The organism is Neolewinella marina (assembly GCF_002631205.1).
In the GTDB taxonomy this organism is placed as follows: Bacteria; Bacteroidota; Bacteroidia; order Chitinophagales; family Saprospiraceae; genus Neolewinella; species Neolewinella marina.
Genome location: NZ_PDLO01000006.1, coordinates 221,762 through 238,921, shown reverse-complemented (window position 1 = coordinate 238,921; position 17,160 = coordinate 221,762). Strand labels below are relative to the sequence as shown.

19 protein-coding genes are annotated in these 17,160 nt (G+C 60.9%); 4 read left to right on the top strand and 15 right to left on the bottom strand.

Going from position 1 to position 17,160, the window contains the following annotated elements:
* Positions 1–299 precede the first annotated feature (299 nt).
* Positions 300–785: a hypothetical protein gene (locus CGL56_RS14235; protein ID WP_099107239.1), complete on the top strand. Its 486-nt coding sequence runs from the start codon at positions 300–302 to the stop codon at positions 783–785.
* Positions 786–827: 42 nt separating this feature from the next.
* Complete coding sequence (locus CGL56_RS14230; RefSeq protein ID WP_099107238.1) at positions 828–1,655, top strand: class I SAM-dependent methyltransferase; 828 nt, start codon at positions 828–830, stop codon at positions 1,653–1,655.
* 35 nt (positions 1,656–1,690) lie between these two features.
* Here the strand turns inward: CGL56_RS14230 and CGL56_RS14225 are convergent, their stop codons facing one another.
* Both CGL56_RS14225 and CGL56_RS14220 read right to left on the bottom strand, forming a co-directional pair.
* Positions 1,691–2,992: a lipopolysaccharide biosynthesis protein gene (locus CGL56_RS14225; RefSeq protein ID WP_099107237.1), complete on the bottom strand. Its 1,302-nt coding sequence runs from the start codon at positions 2,990–2,992 to the stop codon at positions 1,691–1,693.
* Complete coding sequence (locus tag CGL56_RS14220) at positions 2,982–4,316, bottom strand: saccharopine dehydrogenase C-terminal domain-containing protein (protein ID WP_099107246.1); 1,335 nt, start codon at positions 4,314–4,316, stop codon at positions 2,982–2,984. Before CGL56_RS14220 ends, CGL56_RS14225 begins: the two co-directional genes overlap by 11 nt.
* Before the next feature lie 452 nt (positions 4,317–4,768).
* Between CGL56_RS14220 and CGL56_RS14215 the strand changes: the two genes are divergently transcribed.
* Positions 4,769–5,173, top strand: coding sequence for a four helix bundle protein (locus tag CGL56_RS14215; RefSeq protein ID WP_099107236.1), 405 nt, complete (start codon positions 4,769–4,771; stop codon positions 5,171–5,173).
* A gap of 54 nt (positions 5,174–5,227) precedes the next feature.
* Here the strand turns inward: CGL56_RS14215 and CGL56_RS14210 are convergent, their stop codons facing one another.
* From CGL56_RS14210 to CGL56_RS14190, 5 genes are all read right to left on the bottom strand, one after another.
* On the bottom strand, positions 5,228–5,992 hold the full coding sequence (locus tag CGL56_RS14210; protein WP_099107235.1) for a zinc ribbon domain-containing protein: 765 nt from the start codon (positions 5,990–5,992) through the stop codon (positions 5,228–5,230).
* Positions 5,993–6,025: 33 nt separating this feature from the next.
* Positions 6,026–6,820, bottom strand: a complete 795-nt coding sequence (locus tag CGL56_RS14205) for a Nif3-like dinuclear metal center hexameric protein (protein WP_099107234.1) — start codon at positions 6,818–6,820, stop codon at positions 6,026–6,028.
* A gap of 45 nt (positions 6,821–6,865) precedes the next feature.
* Positions 6,866–7,351, bottom strand: coding sequence for a D-glycero-beta-D-manno-heptose 1-phosphate adenylyltransferase (gene rfaE2 / locus CGL56_RS14200; protein ID WP_099107233.1), 486 nt, complete (start codon positions 7,349–7,351; stop codon positions 6,866–6,868).
* A 133-nt stretch (positions 7,352–7,484) separates the two neighbouring features.
* Complete coding sequence (locus CGL56_RS14195; protein WP_099107232.1) at positions 7,485–7,961, bottom strand: hypothetical protein; 477 nt, start codon at positions 7,959–7,961, stop codon at positions 7,485–7,487.
* A complete protein-coding gene (locus CGL56_RS14190) occupies positions 7,948–8,892 on the bottom strand; it encodes a D-2-hydroxyacid dehydrogenase (RefSeq protein WP_099107231.1) in 945 nt (314 codons plus the stop codon). The genes CGL56_RS14195 and CGL56_RS14190 overlap by 14 nt, the downstream gene beginning before the upstream one ends.
* A 219-nt stretch (positions 8,893–9,111) precedes the next feature.
* Between CGL56_RS14190 and CGL56_RS14185 the strand changes: the two genes are divergently transcribed.
* The gene (locus tag CGL56_RS14185; protein ID WP_099107230.1) at positions 9,112–9,693 is read left to right on the top strand and encodes a CvpA family protein; all 582 of its coding nucleotides are present in this window, start codon (positions 9,112–9,114) and stop codon (positions 9,691–9,693) included.
* Between the two features lie 275 nt (positions 9,694–9,968).
* Here the strand turns inward: CGL56_RS14185 and holA are convergent, their stop codons facing one another.
* From holA to CGL56_RS14145, 8 genes are all read right to left on the bottom strand, one after another.
* A complete protein-coding gene (gene holA / locus CGL56_RS14180) occupies positions 9,969–11,006 on the bottom strand; it encodes a DNA polymerase III subunit delta (protein ID WP_099107229.1) in 1,038 nt (345 codons plus the stop codon).
* A gap of 46 nt (positions 11,007–11,052) precedes the next feature.
* Positions 11,053–11,472: a hypothetical protein gene (locus CGL56_RS14175; protein WP_099107228.1), complete on the bottom strand. Its 420-nt coding sequence runs from the start codon at positions 11,470–11,472 to the stop codon at positions 11,053–11,055.
* Positions 11,473–11,886: 414 nt separating this feature from the next.
* On the bottom strand, positions 11,887–13,059 hold the full coding sequence (locus CGL56_RS14170) for an aspartate aminotransferase family protein (protein WP_245184175.1): 1,173 nt from the start codon (positions 13,057–13,059) through the stop codon (positions 11,887–11,889).
* A gap of 22 nt (positions 13,060–13,081) precedes the next feature.
* Positions 13,082–13,588 carry a DUF4252 domain-containing protein gene (locus CGL56_RS14165; RefSeq protein ID WP_099107227.1) on the bottom strand — a complete coding sequence of 169 codons (507 nt, stop codon included), beginning with the start codon at positions 13,586–13,588 and terminating at the stop codon, positions 13,082–13,084.
* A gap of 27 nt (positions 13,589–13,615) precedes the next feature.
* Positions 13,616–14,116 carry a DUF4252 domain-containing protein gene (locus CGL56_RS14160; protein WP_099107226.1) on the bottom strand — a complete coding sequence of 167 codons (501 nt, stop codon included), beginning with the start codon at positions 14,114–14,116 and terminating at the stop codon, positions 13,616–13,618.
* Between the two features lie 39 nt (positions 14,117–14,155).
* Positions 14,156–14,623, bottom strand: coding sequence for a hypothetical protein (locus CGL56_RS14155; protein ID WP_099107225.1), 468 nt, complete (start codon positions 14,621–14,623; stop codon positions 14,156–14,158).
* Positions 14,620–15,123 carry an RNA polymerase sigma factor gene (locus tag CGL56_RS14150; protein WP_167641645.1) on the bottom strand — a complete coding sequence of 168 codons (504 nt, stop codon included), beginning with the start codon at positions 15,121–15,123 and terminating at the stop codon, positions 14,620–14,622. The genes CGL56_RS14155 and CGL56_RS14150 overlap by 4 nt, the downstream gene beginning before the upstream one ends.
* Before the next feature lie 394 nt (positions 15,124–15,517).
* Entirely contained in the window at positions 15,518–16,555 is a 1,038-nt protein-coding gene (locus CGL56_RS14145; protein WP_099107223.1) for an SPASM domain-containing protein, read from the bottom strand.
* Positions 16,556–17,160 lie beyond the last annotated feature (605 nt).

The window sequence follows — 17,160 nt, the reverse complement described above, 5'->3', positions numbered from 1 at the left end:
GTAATAATTTACCATTTACAAAGGACGACGTACCATGTACCATTTGCGGGGCAGCTCGCTTCGCTCGTCCAGGCCGGCATGTCATCAGATGTTGACCGACGTAGGAGGCCATCATCTGATGTCTCAGCCGGCTCGCAAATCTCCAACGTCTGATTTAAACGAGTCTCTATGGTATCGCCGCCGCGGTGGATCACACCTTTTTGGCTGCCGCAGGTTTCAGCCTGCTGCAATCGCCCATGCCGGCACGTCATAGCCGGCCTTTCCCGGCGATGACGTACCTTCCAATCAATCACATACGCATGTCAGAATTCACCTATCGCCCCACTGCCGCGCTACGGGCCATTCTGTTGGAAATGGCCATCATCGCCTTCTTTACCTGGATCGTATGGAGCGATGGGGACACCTATTTCCTGCTGATTTTTCCCGGGTTTGCCCTCCTGTTAATGGCCGTTCGTTTCGGCTACCTGATCAATAATTCCCTTGTTCTGGAAGGCGGCGCCCTTACGCTGCATCGCCGCACTGGTCCGGATCGACGGGTAGAGCTTTCGGACATTAGACGGTACCGGATCGGGGAATTCCGGGGACAAGCCGCGCACCGGTACCGGCAAATGGTCGTCTTCCACGACGGAGGTAAACTGACCATCAACGTCTCGGACCTGTACGACGAAGCCGGCTTCATCCGCGCGCTCGAAGGCAGACTCGACGGCAAGGCCACCGCTTTGGTAGATCCCTCCGATGAATCCCCCTCCTTCCTGGAGCGGGTAGCCAACCGGATAACCGGCTAGTTGGGTCTTTCGGATCGGTCCGCCAGGCCGTAGCTTTACCCAATGTTCGACCTGAGCCGGATCCTCCGCCCCCTGCCCGAACCCTTGGCGGCCTACCGTACCCCCAAGGGGGTCTACAACCTGCTGCCCCGGGTAGAGGAGCCGGCCAACTACGTGGAGCATTACCAGCGCGACGCTGAGACGTTCGACTACTTCGCGCCACCGCCCGATCCGGCCACCCTCCACGAGATCGAGCGACTCCACCAGGAAATTCTCCACCAGCTGCCCACCTCCGCCCGGGTGGTACTGGACGTAGGCTGCGGCAACGGATGGGTTGCCCGCGAGCTGCTGGGGCGGAAAGACGCCGTAGTAAGTTTCGACCTGGCCCTGAAGAATGCCACCGAAGCCCTGCGCCTCTACCCCGCCGAAAACCACTTCGCCGTGGCGGGCGATGCCTTTGACCTCCCCTTCCGCGACAACTCCATCGACGCCGTCATCTCCTCCGAGGTTATGGAGCACGTACCCGAAGTGCCCCCTTACCTGGCCAACCTCATCCGGGTGGTGAAGCCGGGGGGCACCATCGTCATCTCTACCCCCTACAACGAGACGATACAGTACTCCCTCTGTATTCACTGCAACCGCCCTACCCCCCTGCACGCCCACCTGCACAGCTTCAACGAGCGGTTGGTTGCCAGCCTCATGGAGCCCCACGCCCACGTGCGCTACCGCACGGTCAAGCTGTCGAACAAGGCGCTGCTGTATCTCCGGGCCCACCACCTGCTGCAGCACCTCCCCTTCCGGGCCTGGCGTTGGGTCGACCGGCTGGCGAACCGCATCATCGACAAGCCCGCCCGGCTGGTGATCGTGATCGAGAAGTCCGCAGACGCCTGATATCGTCGGTTGTGGGGCCGCCGAGCCACCCGCGACTACAGCATCCAGTAGTAGGCCCCGAACAGGACCAGCAGGTAGCCCGCGTACCACCGCAGGTCGGCGTAGGACTGCCACGCGGTTCCGGTACGGAAGCGCAGGTACAGCACCAGGCACAGTTCGTGAAAGTAGCTGGCGATCACCGTAGCCCAGATGATGCCCTGCAACCCGAAGCGGGGAGCCAGGGCCAGCGAGAGGACCACGTTGACGACCAGCTCCGCCAGTCCCCACAGGTAGATGCTACGGGTTTGCTTGAGGGCGGTCAGGACGGTCATGGCAAAGACGAGCCGGCAGCCCACCACCAGCAGGTAGGTACGGAAGATGGGCAGGCTGTCCGCAAACACGGGAGTGAAAACCAGCGTCCACCACCAGTGGGCGGTAAGCATCATCAACAGGCTCAGGGCGAAGACGTAGTGAAACAACTGCCGCGACTGTCGCCGCAGCAGGTCCAGCCCCGCAGGCGTATCGCGGCCGATAAGCGGGATGGCCACTACCGTCATCCCGCTGATGAGCGCCGCCAGCAGGGGGAGTTCGCGCACCCCGTAGCGGAAAATAGCGAACACCTCCTCGTCTCCCCCCGACCAGTAGTTGACGATCCAGGGATCCACGGCCGTCACCAGGGCGGCTACCGAAGCATAGGCAACCAGGGGCCGGCTCTGCCGCAGCCACTCGGTCATTTGGGCCGGGTAGGACTCTTCGACGGGCCCAGGAGATGAAAACCACGCCCACAGCATCAGTCCGAGGGCCTTGGCACCCGCGAATCCCGCCAACCAGCGCATGGCATACAGCATGTCGTGCCCGAGGTAGAGCGGCAAAAGAAGGGAAAGCAACAGGCCCAGAGCGTTGGCCACCGAATAGACCGTCAGCCAGCCCACCCGCCCCGCCAGCAACAGGGCCTGCTCGAAGCAAAAGCCCGGCCAGCGACTGAACAACAGCAGGAAAAAAAATGGCCAGCCGAGGGGCTCCCCGTCCAGCTGCAGTAACCGGAAGAGGGGCCCGTGAAAGGCCGCCGCCGCCAACAGCAAGCCGGCCGAGAACAGGGCCGTAGTGCCCACCGCCCGACGGGCAAAGCGGGTCGCGCGCGCGCCGGCGAGGTCGCCCATCCGTACCAGGAATCCCTGCAGCAGGCCGGTGGTCCAGCCGAAGCCGAGCACGTAGCCCAGGAAGAGCAGGGTCTCCCACTGCCCGATGACACTGCGCGGCACGCCCAGGCGGGGCAGCAGCAGGGCGATGAGGATGTACGCCCCCTGCCGGGCGGCCTGGTTGAACTGCCCGGCCCTGACCTGTAGGTTAGAGGTCAACCGTATGGTGGGTGAATTCCATGCCGTAGGCCTTCATCTCTTCCAGTACGGGTTCGTAGACCTCCCGCATGGTGGGAATGTGCACCCCGGTAGCGTGGATCTGACCCTGGCTCATCAGGCGGACGAAGATGCCGAGGGGCAGGCCCACGAGCCGCGCCATGGCGGTGTCCTGGGCATTTTCTCCCTTCATCACCAGGTTGGATACGTCGCGCTTCTCTTTCCCGTCGAGGCGGTAGTCGATCTGGTGTTGCATGACGATGAGGTCCTTGTCGTCGGGCTGCAGCTGCCACTTGTCGAGCAACAGGTTCTCCAGGATGAGGGCCGGGGTGGCCCCCTTCAGCTTGATGCGTTTCTTGCGGAAGAGTCCGAGCCAGGTGAGGCGCTTCATTACTTCTCCCTTGGGTTCCAGCTTCAGCATACCGGCGATGCGGTCCTTGACCGATCCGGGGCCGCTGGGCGCCAGGGCCTCCATGAGTTCGTGGTAGGTGATGTTCTCGCTGTCGAGAATGGGGAAGTCACCGTCGGTCATACCGATGCGGACCAGGGCGTTCCAGGCCGCACAGAATCCGGGGTAGCGCAGGGTGCCGCGCAGGATGGTGGGAATATCCTCCAGCCCGTACTGCTGGCGGTAGAGGAGGCTGTCGCGGTTGGCGTAGGCCTCGAACTTGCCGATGCCTTCCACCTCCACGTCCCAGGTATTGCCGAAGAGGCGGTAGTAGGGCAGGTACTTCAGTTTGCCTTCCTCGAGGTACTGGGCGGTGCCCTGTCCGGCGAGGACGACGTTGCGCGGGTTCCAGGTGAATTTGTAGCCCCAGGGGTTGTCGTTGCTTTCGGGGGAGATGAGTCCGCCGGTGAAGGAACGGAAGGCGGTCACTTCTCCGCCCGCGGCGCGGATGGCGTTGATCCGCTGCATGGCTGTCATGTGGTCGATGCCGGGGTCGAGCCCCATTTCTCCCATGAATATGAGTTCCCGGTTGCGGGCTTCGTCGCCGAGACGGTACAACTCCTGGCTTACGTAGCTGGCGGTGACCAGGTGCTTCTTCAGGCGGATGCAGTCCTGGGCCACTTCGATGTGCAGGTGGGCGGGCAGGAGGGAAACCACGATGTCCGAGCGACCGATCAGTTCCCGGCGGTCGTTGGTCTTGGTGACGTCGAGCCAGGCCGTGGTGCCCCGGGGGTGGTTGTTGACTTTCGCGGCGGCGGCGGCGGGGTCAGCGTCGGCTACGGTGATGTTCCAGCCGAGGGCTTCGCTGTTGTCCAGGGCGTATTTGATGAGTGCACTGGAGGAGCGGCCGGCACCGATGATCAGGATTCTGGAGGACATTTGGTAAAGGTAGGTTAGTACGGCAGTACGGCAATACGGGAGTACAATAGTACGGCAGTGCGGTGGTACGGTAGTATGGCAGTACAGCAGTACGATAGTATGGCAGTACAATAGTACGGCAGACTTGCAGTACGGAAGTGCAACAGTACGGCAGACTTCCAGTAGGGCAGTACAACGGTACGTTACAGTACGGCACAGTAGCTCAGGACGGTACTCCCCTTCCCCGATTTTACTGCCTCGGCGGATACATGGCAGGTATGCTGCTTGCCTGCACAGACGAGTGAGTGATGTACCCCTGCAAGCAGGCGGTAATGGGGGTGGTAATCCAAACAACCTCCTTATTCACGTCTCACGCAGAACGTAAACGTAGGTATACGCATATAATCGTAAGCATACGGATAAAATACGCATAATGCTTACGCGACAGACGATATTGCGAGAAAGCGTTTACGATGGGCAATTCCAAATTCCGCCACTGGTTGGCATACCAGCGGGCGTTTGCTTTAACCAATTCACTCTACCGGTTGACGATGACCTTCCCGAAGGCCGAGCGGTTCCGGCTTACGGATCAGTTGCAGCGTAGTTCGCGGTCGGTATGTGCCAATCTCGGCGAGGCCTACGGGAGGCGCAATTACCCCAGGCACTACCGCGCCAAGGTACACGACTGCATCGCCGAAAACTACGAAACCCAGGTGTGGCTGGACATTGCCCTGGCGCAAGGCTACCTCACCCAGGACCATTATGAGCAGTATATCCGGGCCGCGGAGGGGGTGGGCAAACTGCTGTCCTACATGCTGAACCACCAGGAGCAGTTCATCCCAAAAGGGATCACCCGGCCTGACAAGCAAACCGGGTGATCCCCATAGTACTGCGATAATGCAGTATCGTTCTACTGTGTACGACCCTACTTCCTAGGATTCCACGGCTTCTTCCTCCAGGATGTTACCGTCGACGAGCACGCGGCTGCAGTGTTCGCAGGCCATGAGGCGCTTCCGCTGGCTGATTTCGAGTTGCTGCTGGGGCGGGATGGCGTTGAAGCATCCACCGCAGGCGTTCCGCTCGATGGTTACTACGGCGAGTCCGTTGCGGTAGTTGGAGCGGGTCTTGTCGTAGGCGCGCAGCAGGCGGTCTTCGATGATCTTGCGCTGCTTGTCGGAGGCCCGGCGGAGTTTCTTCTCCTCCTTTTCGGTCTTGGCGATGATGCTCTTCAGTTCTTCCTGCTTCACTTCCAGCAGTTTGAGCTTGGCGTCACGGCGCTCCTTGGTGGCATCCAGGGTGGCCATGCGTCCTTCCAGGTCTTCGCTGGCGGTCTTGGCTTTCTTCTGGCTGAGTTGGATTTCCAGCCGCTGCATTTCGGTCTCCTTCATCAGGGCCTCGTACTCGCGGTTGTTCTTCACGTTGTTCATCTGCTCCTCGTAGCGGCTGATGAGCATGTCGGACTCATTCATGTTCGCTTCGTGGCGGGAGATCTCGGTCTTGAGCTCGTCGACCAGGCCTTCGGTACGGCTGATCCGGGTTTCGAGGCCGGCGATCTCGTCTTCCAGGTCGCTCACCTCCATGGGGAGCTCTCCCTTGAGGATCTCGATTTCGTCGATCTGGGAGTCAATGAGTTGCAGGCGATACAGTTCGCGCATTTTTTCTTCGACCGTCAGTTCGGTGGGGGCAGCAGCAGCCATGCAGGAGTAGCTTTAAAGATGTTATAGGGTGCCTTATCCGACGTAATAGCGCACCGGATTGGTGTTCCGCTCCGTGGAAAGGACCGCAAAGGTAGTGAATTCTTTAGTTAACAACTCTGCAAGTAATTGAGTTGTAAACTGTTCGCTTTCGTAGTGGCCCACGTCGCAGATGACGATTTCGCCTTCCGCGTCAAAGAACTCGTGGTACTTGTAGTCGGCCGTCACAAATGCCTGAGCGCCCGCCGCCTTGGCGTCCGCCAGCAGGAAGCCCCCCGCTCCGCCGGCCACGGCTACGGTCTCGATTTTTTGTCCCGTCAGGGGGGTATGCCGCACCACCGGAGCGTGCAGCCGTTGCCGCAGCAGGGCCAGAAAGTCGGCTTCCGCCAGGGGCAGGGGCAGTCGGCCGACCATGCCCGACCCCACGGTACCTTCTTCGTTCTTGGCCCGCAGCAGCCGCAGTTCGCTCAGCCCGAGCCGTTCGGCGATCCGCTCGTTGACGCCCTGGTAGCGTACGTTGTCCAGGTTGGTGTGGATGGCGTAGATCGCGATGTCCCGCCGGATGGCCTCGATCACCGTCCGTTCCACGTAGTTGGCCCCGTTCAGGCGCTTGAGACCACGGAATACGATGGGATGATGGGCCACTACCACATTGCACCCGCGCGCCGCCGCCTCCTGGATGATTTCCTCGGTGCAGTCCAGGCTGGTGAGCACGCCCGTGACTTCAGTCCGCGGGTCACCCACGATGAGGCCGGCGTTGTCGTAGCTCTCCTGCAGGTGTCCGGGCGCGATGCCCTCCAGGTAATCGGTTACTTCCTTGATGGTAGCCATGCAGCGGTGGTTTTTCCTTGCGCCGGGGCGCGGGTGCAAGGTAAACTACCGAATGCTTTCCAACAGGGAGGTGGTGGAGTGCCCGGCCACAAAGGGTAGCACTTCCACCCTGCCGCCCCAGCTGCGGACCTCGGGGGCTCCGACAATAGTTTCTTCGGTATAGTCGCCCCCTTTGACGAGCACGTCGGGGCGCAGGGCTTTGATGAGCTCCAGGGGGGTGTCTTCCTCGAAGGCGATCACGCCATCGACGAAGGCCAGGCTGGCCAGCAGTTGCATCCGTGCTTCCAGCGGCATCACGGGGCGGCTGTCACCCTTGAGCCGTTTGACGCTCGCGTCGCTGTTCACCCCCACGATGAGGCGGCGCCCCAGTCCGGCCGCCTGGGCCAGGTAAGTGAGGTGGCCGGGGTGGACCAGGTCGAAGACGCCATTGGTAAAGACGGTCCGGTGACTGTAGCAACGCCAGCCACAGCGGCGGCGGCTGAGTTCGGGGAGGGGGAGGATCTTGTCGTAGACCAGTTCGAGTGGGGTCATGGCGAATATTCGCTGGAGAATTGCGGTGTGCAGGTCAAGCTACAAGGATTTGTGATCCAAACAACCCAACGATCCAACAAATCGTAAATCAGCTTCCCAACATGTCCGCCTAACTGCCTAATTAACACCTGCCTTAGCTCCTTACGCCGGCACGGTAGCGCGCCCAGGCATTGTAAATCAGCCGGAAGGGCATAACCGCCGATGCCATGATCGCCCAGACCCCGAAGAAGCGGTATTCGGCCTGCATGTAGCTGTTGATCGTATCGGCCGTTTCCGGATTCAGGTGGCCGAATAGTACGTCGGGGCCCCGTTCATCAAAATAGATGACGAAGCCGTTGAAGGCCTGCACCATGTAGAAGATCAGGGGGATGAGCATCAAGGCCACGCCCGCCTGGACGATCAGCCGGTCGCGCAACCAACTCACGTGCAGCAGGAAGAGGTAGCGGGTGAGGGTGATGGCCACCACCACGTACAGAAAGTTCGGTACGAAGAAGGGGAAGGCCGGCACCGTACTGTAGATGGGTAGCAGTACGAGGCCGGCCAGCACGAATGCGAAGGCCCACCAGGCGAGTTCGAAAACCGCCGTAGCGCTGCGCTTACTGCTTACCAAAATGGTCGCGGATCTTTTCGAAGAGCTCTACCCCGATGTTGTCCTGGGCCTCCTCGGTAGCGGCTCCGATGTGGGGAGTGGCGCTCACGCGGGGGTGCTCCAGCAAGTCGCGGCGGGGGTTGGGCTCACCAACGAAGACATCGAGTCCGGCACCGGCCACCTTGCCGCTGTTCAGGGCTTCCAGCAGGGCATCCTCGTTGATGACGCCGCCGCGGCTGGTGTTGGCGATGATGACGCCGTCCTTCATGCGGGCGATCTCCTCGGCCCCGATGAGGTCGCCGCCGGGTACGTTGACGGTGATGTAGTCGGCCTGGCTGATGGCCTCGTCGAGGGTTACCATGTCGAAGTCAAAATCGACGCTGCGGCCATCGGCGAAGTCCAGCTTGACCGTCTCCTTGGTTTTGTAGGGGTCCACGGGCAGCACCTTCATGCCCAGTCCGAGGGCGATGCGGCCGATGGCGATACCGATGCGGCCGAAACCGATCACCGCCAGGGTACGTCCGCGCAGTTGCTGGCCGCCGGCGTAGGCCTTTTTGAGCTTGTTGAAGTCGCCGTCGGCGCTGGTCAGCTCCCGGTTCGAGCGGTGCAGGAAGCGGCTGAGGGCGAAAAAGTGGCCAAAGACCAGTTCCGCGACGGCCTGGCTGGAGGCGGCGGGGGTATTGTAGGTGGGGATGCCCTTGCTCTCGGCGTACTCGTGGTCGATGTTGTCGATGCCAACGCCGCCGCGCAGGATGGCCTTCAGGTTGGGGCTGGCGTCGATCAGGTCTTTGCGCACCTTGGTGGCGCTGCGGACGATGATCGCGTCGTAGTCGTTGAGGCGGGTCATCAGTTCTGCCTGGGGGATCTTGGTCGTATCGACCGCGAAGCCGGCTTCTTCCAGGAGTTGCTTACCGTTGTCGGCAATGCCATCGTTTGCTAAGATGCGAATCATAGTGCAGAGATTTTGCGCAAAGATAGAAGGATTGGGTTGGCGGGTTACCGGCCCGGGGGGTCTTTGCGGTGCTGCCTCGCGGGGATTTCCGTCTTCCAGCTTACCCTCTTCTCCCGGTGAACTCTACCCGACCAAAGGGAAGTAAAATAAGTTGACCGCTAGCCAACGCCAGGTTTCAAAAACCCGGCGCACCCCCGCTCCATCCCCTATCTTTACAAAATGGTCATCGACATCGTCTGCCTCATCTTCCTGGCTTACGGCTTCTGGGTAGGGTACAGCCGGGGGATTATTTCCACGGTCCTGAGCCTGGTCAGCTACGTCTTTGGCGTACTGGCGGCCATGAAGTTCGGTCCCATCGCGGCGGAGATGATCTTCGAGGCCTTCCCGGCCGTGACGAGCGCGGGTGCCTTCATTCTGGGGGTGGTCCTGCTGTTCTTTCTGACGCTGGTGCTGTTCCGGATCCTGGCGCGCGGGCTGACCGGCGTACTCGAGTCGGTCAACATCAACTTCATCAACCAGATCCTGGGGGGACTGCTCTCCGGACTCTTCTTCACCTTCATCTTCTCCGGACTGGTGTACTTCGGAGACCGCAGCCACATCATCACTGATGAGGTACGGGCCGACAGCATTACCTATCCTGTACTGGCGCAACTACCGGACCTGGTCATTGAGAACGCGAAGGCCATCTTCCCCATTTTTTACGATTTCTACGAGCAAGCCGTGGACGCCATGGACCGGTTGCGGGACGGGGTGGATCAGTCGGAGCGGGACAGTATTTTTGATTTGGAGGAGGGTTTGTAGTACGGTAGTACAGCAGTACCGTAGTCACACAGTATAGCAGTGTTAGTAGTATGACGCTCAGCAGTGTATTGCCCTGATAGCTGGCTACTGCCTGCTCTTGGCAAGCGTATAGAGATATACAGGGATAGGTGGTATTCCGTCCACGGTCTTCGAGCGAGTATCTGTTGCCCCGGCACTTTTTCCTGAGGACACTACTGGTTTTTGCCCTATTATACAAGGAATATTTACTCTACAGCTCTATTCGCCGATGGGTACCGCCGTTCTACTGTACTGTACTACTGCCGTTCTACTGTACTATTCAGATTCATCATCTTCCAAACCAGTTCCTTCAACAACTCGCTCTCCCCCTTCCCCGCCAGGTTACTGTCTACCCCTTTGCTCTTCAGGTCGTATTCCCGTAGCAGGGCGAAGACGGTGTACATCCCCTTGAGGTCGTAGTTCCTTGCGGTGCGTTCGTAGTCGGCCAGGAAGAAGTCGAAGCGCAAACCGAGGGCCTTCATGATCTCCTGCCGGCTTTCGCGTTTGTGTTGCAGTTCCTTGAGCAGAAAGACCTTGCTGAAGTAGTTGTACAGACTCCCCGTCACCATCGGCAGCGGAGCAGCTTTGGGGTTGCCACGGAAGTACTGCAGGATCCGGGCGGCTTTCATTTGGTCGTGGTGACCGATCGCGCGCTGGAGCTCGAAGACGTTGTAGTCCTTGCTTACGCCAACCTGGTCCTCGACGATCTGGGTAGTTACTTCGGTCCCCTTGGGGAGGTTGAGGAGGAGCTTGTCCAGCTCATTGGTGATCTTGCCCAGACTGGTACCCAGGAACTCCGCCAGCAGGTTGCTCGCCTCGGGCTCGATCTTGTACTTGCGGTCGCGGAGGTAGCCCGTGATCCAGGCCGGCACCTTGTTTTCGTACAGCCCCTTGGACTCGAAGACCACCCCGTTCTTCTTGATGTTCTTGGTGACCACCAGGTTCCCGTTCAGCTTCTTGTGCTTGTGGCTGATGACGAGCACGGTGGTGGGTGCGGGGTTCTCGGCGTACCTGGCCAGCTCCTTGATGTCGCGCATGTCCTGGGCTTCCCGCAGCAGGATCAGCTGGCGCTCGGCCATCATCGGGAAACGGCGGGCGGCGTCCACCACTTGCAGGTGATCGGTGTCCTTGCCGTAGAGGATGGTCTGGTTAAAGGCCCTTTCGTGCTCCTGCAGGGCGTGGGCCTCGATGGCCTCCTCCAGTTGGTCAATAAAGTAGGGCTCCTCCCCGTGTAGCAGGTACACCGGGGAGAAGTCCTTAGCCTTTATCGATTTTAACAGCGCACTGAAATCCATCGGCGCGAAGGTAACGGCCGCCGACGGAAATCACTGCCGCACGGGATCAGTTCCGATCCGCCTTGATCACCATCTGGGCATCGTTGACCGTGCCCTCCAGGGTGATTTCGTCTCCGTCAAGGTCGGCCGTGAACTGCTTGCCGTTGATGTGGACTTCCTGTCCCTCATTCTTGACCTCATACCTGGAAGTCTCGGTTTCGGTTGAGCCATCCACGAAAACGTAGGATTGCTTTAGCTCCCCACTCGTTGGACCGTCCTTCTTGAAGTCCATCTCAAGGGTTGAAATGGAGTAATCCATTTGTTCATACCCGTCGTGGGTGAAGGAGGTAACGTTCCAGTCTCCCTGCAACTTGTTGTTGAGTTCAACGCTTGGGTCGGAGGCGGCAGGATCCCCTCCTGGTGCGCAACCGATGGAAAAGATGCTGCAAAAAAGCAGGACGTAGCCAATACGGCAGAAGGCAATCATAAGTGTGAGGTATGCGCAAGAGCGCGGTTAGAGTAATGCAGTAAAAATATGCATTGCCATTAATCCTAGATATGGGTAGGAAGAAAAAATTATCCGGTCATTCCATACTTTTTATCCTGAGCGCCAGTGGACTACGGAGCTAATCGGCGACGAAATACGCTGTAGACTATAAGTCCAGACGCGCCGGACATTCATACCACAACATACTTGTTATTGCACTTCTGACACCAGCATTATATATTCAGTGACTAACGGACAAAACCGGGTTAACATATCCCTGCCCCGGTGTTTCGCACGGCCCTTCTGCTGCCTTTGGCACCCGCGCGCCGCCGCCCTGCAAACCGAGCGCAGGCCGGCTAAGACATCAGATGATGCCCTCCTGCGCCAGTCAACATCTGATGACGCTCCGGCTCCCTACCCCAGTGCCTCCAGAATCACCCCGCAAGCCCACTCAATCTCCTCCTCGGAGATGGTGAGGGGTGGCGCGATGCGCAGGCTGCGCTCGTTGAAGAGGAACCAGTCGGTGACCAGCCCGCGCTCCAGGCAGCCGGCGATGGTCCACTGGATCTCGCTGAAATCGGCCAGTTCCACGGCCATCCAGAGTCCGGCCGAGCGGACGTCGCGGATGCGGGGGTGCACCAGCCGGCGACGGAAGAGGGCTTCCTTTTCCTTTACCGAGGCAATGAGTTCGGGCCGTTCCACCAGGGTGCGCAGGGTCGCCAGTCCGGCCGCACAGCTCACGGGGTGGCCGCCGAAAGTGGTGATGTGCCCCAGGACGGGATTGGCGGTGAGCGTCTGCATCACCTCCCGCCGCGCCACGAAGGCGCCCAGGGGCATGCCCCCGCCGAAGCCCTTGGCGAGCAGCAGGATGTCGGGCACCACGCCGTATTGCTCGAAAGCAAACAGGGTGCCGGTACGGCCCATGCCGGCCTGGATTTCGTCGAGGATGAGCAGGGCACCGGTCTCGTCGCAGCGCCGGCGCACGGCCTGCAGCCACTCCGGACGGGGGGTGCGCAGTCCCCACTCCGCCTGCACCGTTTCCAGGATTACGGCGGCGGTGTGCTCGGTGATGCGGTCCAGCCCCGCGTCGTCATTGAATTCCAGGTGGGTAATCCCCGGCAGCAGGGGGTGAAAGGCCTGGGTGAAGTCCTTCGGCCACATCAGGCTCGCCGCCCCCTGGGTGCTGCCGTGGTAGGCGTGGGTGGCGGCCACGAATTCCGCCCGGCCGGTGTAGCGCTTGGCCAGCTTCATGGCCCCCTCGGTGGCTTCGGTGCCGGAGTTGGTGAAGTAGACGTTGTCGAGTTCCGGCGGCAACTGGGCGCAGAGCAGGGTGGCCAGCTCGACCTGGGGACTCAGGATGAACTCCCCGTACACCAGCGTATGCATGTAGGTGGCCGCCTGCCGCTGTACGGCCTCCACCACGGCGGGGTGGTTGTGGCCCAGGGCGCTCACGCCGATACCGGCGATGAGGTCGAGGTAGCGTTTACCGGCGGTATCGATGAGGTAGACCCCCTCCCCGCCCGCGATTTCCAGGGCCATGGGCGCCGGACTGGTCTGGGCGATGTGTTTCAGAAAGTTGGCACGCATCCGGCAAAAGTACGCTGACCGGCTACATCCGCTGCAGGTCCGACACCAGCTTGCCCAGCTCCCGGGCGGTCAGGTCGGTCCTGGCAGCAGCCAGGGTGGTCCGCTCGCCCTCGCTGATCACCACCACCAGGTCCTTGATTTTTTCGCGGGCGTAGCGCACCGTCAGCGTCACCCGCTCCCCCTCCGGCGTGCGCACTTCGGCCCAGCGCTCGAAATCCTTGTAGCGTTCCAGGACGTAGAGCAGGTTGACCACGCTGTCCTCCGGCTCCGGGAAATCGTCGTTGTTGTAGGTGACGAAGCGGACCGTGCCTACCTCACCCAGTAGCTGGAACGCCACCCGTTCGGCGGGGTCGTCGGTGGTCGTGGCGGCAACGTCGCTGGCCAGGCCCACGAGCCAGCCGGGTACTTTCACCGCCACGTTCTCCTCGCCCCGGCGGTGCACCTTGATGAAGTCCTTGATGACGGCCTCTTGCGCGACGACGAGGGCGGCGGAACAACAGCAGAGGCAAAGTAAAAGCAGGCGTAACATGGCGGGGGATTTTGGTTGACGAAGATGTTATTCGAGGGCTTTTTGCAGTTGGCCAAGCTTGCTCAGGTCGATTTCCCCCACGAAACTCAGCATGGCGAAGCCGTCGGTGGCCCCCACCAGCAGGAACAGTTCGCGGATGGTGGCGCCCTCGTCCTGGATGAAGGCTTCCACGTTCTGCCCATCCTGGGTGCGCACCTTGAACAGCAGTTCGTAGGCATCGGTCCGGATGCGGTCCTTGGCCTGGCGGTAGAAGGTCAGGGGGGTGGTTTCCGTGTGCAGTACGCGGACGGCCTGCAGGTCCTTCACCACTTCGAGCACGGCGGCGATCTCCTTTTCGTCCATCCCGTCGAGGTCAAACTGAGCATCCTCGAGGAGGGCAAACATCTTGCCGCTTACGTACACGGCCGTGAAGCGCTCGTCATCCACGTACTCACCGAAGTAGCTGGAAATGGCGTCAGCGGCAGCCTTTTTTTGCGCGGACGCGGGTGCCAGGAAAAGCAGCAAGAGCAGGGCAATCAGGTATTTCATGGTAGCATTCGTTGGTGCAGCCGGGGGCTGGGAGGTTATTTAATGGAGGATCTGGTCTGCCTTCCGGAGTTCGCGCAGGGTGATGGCGGTTCCCCGGGTCATGTGTTGGGAGGTGGTGTTCAGGACGGTCCGCAGGAAGCGCATGGCCTCCTCCTCGTCCTTGATCTCGTGGCGGCTCCAGTCAACGGCGGGCGCGCGCTCCGCCACGGGGAAGTCGCTGAGCGGCGGGGCGTACATCCGGTGTACTCCGCGGACCACCAGCAGGAGCAGCAGGGCGGCCGCGAGGGCCAGGAGTACCCGGGGGAGCCGGCGGCGGCGGCGCCGGGCCGGGGGGGCGGTGATGCGGGCTTCCCTTTCCCAGTACCCGAACAGCGGGGCGTAGGGCTTCAGCTCCTCCGCCACGGGATCGGCGGTTCGGAAGTAGTCCTTCAGGGCGGCTTCTTCCGCCAGGGTGGTTTCCCCGGCGAAGTAGCGTTCGACCAGGGCGGTAGCGCGTTCGTGGTTCATCGTTCGACAATTTTTTCCTGCAGCAGCCACTGCCGCAGCTGGCGGCGGCCGCGGTGCAGGTACACCTTCACTTGTTCGGTACTCAGTCCGGTGGCCTCGGCGATCTCGCGGTAGCTCATCCCTTCGATCTCCCGCAGTTGCAGCACACTGCGCTGCTCGGGCGAGAGCCGGGCCATCTGCCGGTGGATCAGGTCGAGGGTATCCCGGGTTTCCAGCAGTCGCAGGGGGGTGAGGCCGTGGTAGTCGGCCGGCGCGGCCGCCCTTTCGTAGCCCGTGCGAGCCTTGCGCGACCGCAGCCGGTCGATGGCCCGGTTGTGGGTCATGCGCATAAGCCAGGCGGGTGGGTTTTCGAGTTGCACGATCTCCTCCTTGCGTTGCCAGCCGCTGATGAGTACTTCCTGGACTACGTCCTCGGCCTCGCTGCCGTCGCCCGTCATACGCACGGCCAGCCGGTAGAGGCGGTCGCGAACGGATTCGACAAGGGAAGAGAAGCTTTGCACGCCGGTACGTTTGTCAGGTACACGGAGCAACCTAGGGGCTTTGTTACAGGGGGAGTGGTTTTTTTCGACGAATTCCCTGGGCTCGACGGACATCGGATGTCGATCCACCCGCCGCGCCCCCTGAGGACATCGGATGTTGTTTTCACGCACCAGGCGTCGATAAGCCCCAAATTGCTGGCCTTCTTGTCCTGGAAAGACCCGCGAAAGCCAGTAAAACCGTCGAAAACCTCCTTTCCGGCCCGCTGAGGACATCGGATGTTGTTTTCACGCACCAAGCGTCGAAAAGCCTTGTTTTACCGGCCTTTCTGCCCGGCAAAGCCCCGCGAAAACCAGTAAAACCGTCAGAATTCCCCTTTCACGCCCGCTGAGGACATCGGATGTTGGTTTAACCCTGCTACACCTCAGCCCCCAGCCACACCTCGCACCCTTCCGTACAATTCTTGCAGATGTCGATCTCGGCACGGCCGGTCAGGAGCTTGCGGCGGAAATCGTCGTAGGCGCCGCCGTTCCACACCTCGGCCAGGGGTTCGGTCTTGACGTCACCGAGGCGGTGGGTAACGTCCTTGTCGAAGCAGCAGGGCGCCACCAGCCCGTCCCAGGTGATGACGCAGCTGTGCCACAGTTTCCAGCAGTGGTTCTGGAGCTTGTTCTTCAGGCCGTAGGTGCCGTCCGACTTCTTGTAGTAACGGGCGTACTGCTCCTGCTCGGGCATGAGGGGGTTGCCGTTTTCGTAGTCGTAGAGCTGGGCGGATTTGAACTTCACCTCGTCGATGCCGATCTCCTCGGCCAGGCGGACCACCTCGCCCATCTGGTGCTCATTGGGCTTCACGACCAGGAACTGGAAGATGAGGTGGGGGGTGGCCGACTTCAGCTCCCGCTTCCAGCGCACGACGTTGCGGGCGCCCTGTAGGACGGTCTCGAGCTTGCCCGATTTGCGGTATTGCTCGTATACCTCCTGGGTGGTCCCGTCGACGCTGATGATGAGGCGGTCCAGGCCGCTTTCAATGGTGCGGCGGGCGTTGGCGTCGTTGAGGAAGTGGCCATTGGTGGAGGTGATGGTGTACACCCCGCGGTCGGTGGCCTCGCGCACCATATCCAGGAAGTCGGGATTGATGTAAGGCTCCCCCTGGAAGTAGAAGATGAGGTAGAGCAGCCGGTCGGCAATGTCATCGAGGGTGCGGCGGAAGAAGTCGGCCCGCAGGTTGCCGGTCGGACGGGTAAACTGCCGCAGCCCACTCGGGCACTCCGGACAGCGGAGGTTGCAGGCCGTGGTCGGCTCGAAGGAAACGGTGAAGGGCTTGCCCCACACCACCGGCCGTTGCAGCCAGCGAGTGGCGTAGTAGCTGGCGATGACCCGGGTGGCGTTGATTACCCGACGTGGCGTGAGCTTCCGCAGAAAATTGAGGGTATCGCGGGGGTACAACTTCGCCATGCGCCAAAGATAAGAGCTTGTTTGGGCTTTGGCCTTCTGACCGAAAATGGGGCTCTTTGGTGCTGACCGAGGCGCCGGAAGTGGATCGTAGCACCGCGAAGCGCGGGGCAGGGGCCCTGCGCTGAAGCCGAAGCCACTTCCGGGAACGAAGGGCAGTAGCAAAGAGACCGTTTGCAGGGCGAATGTTAAAGTCCAAACGAGCTCTAAAAAAGGAACCCGCCGGCGGTGCCGACCGGTAACCCAAAAAGACTGTGTAATCAACTAAGCGCTTGCTACAGCAGCCAACGGTAGGTCATTTTTACCAGGAAATTGTTCCGCACGTCCTGGAGGTCATGCAGATACGCCGAGGCGGTGATAATCAGGACCTCGGAATGTGGCCGTGCGTAGCGAAGGGCTCTTCCGAGGGTCCAGATAGTCGCAGACCGCACCCTCGGAGGTCTTGCAGACACTCCGAGGTGCTGATCATCAGGACCTCGGAATGTGGCCGAGCGCAGCGAAGGACTCTTCCGAGTGTCCGGCTCGCAGAGCCCCCGCGCCCTCAGTGGTAGGCCAAAAACTCGGGCCACAGGCCCGAACGCTGCCCTGCCCATGGTACTGCGAGAATG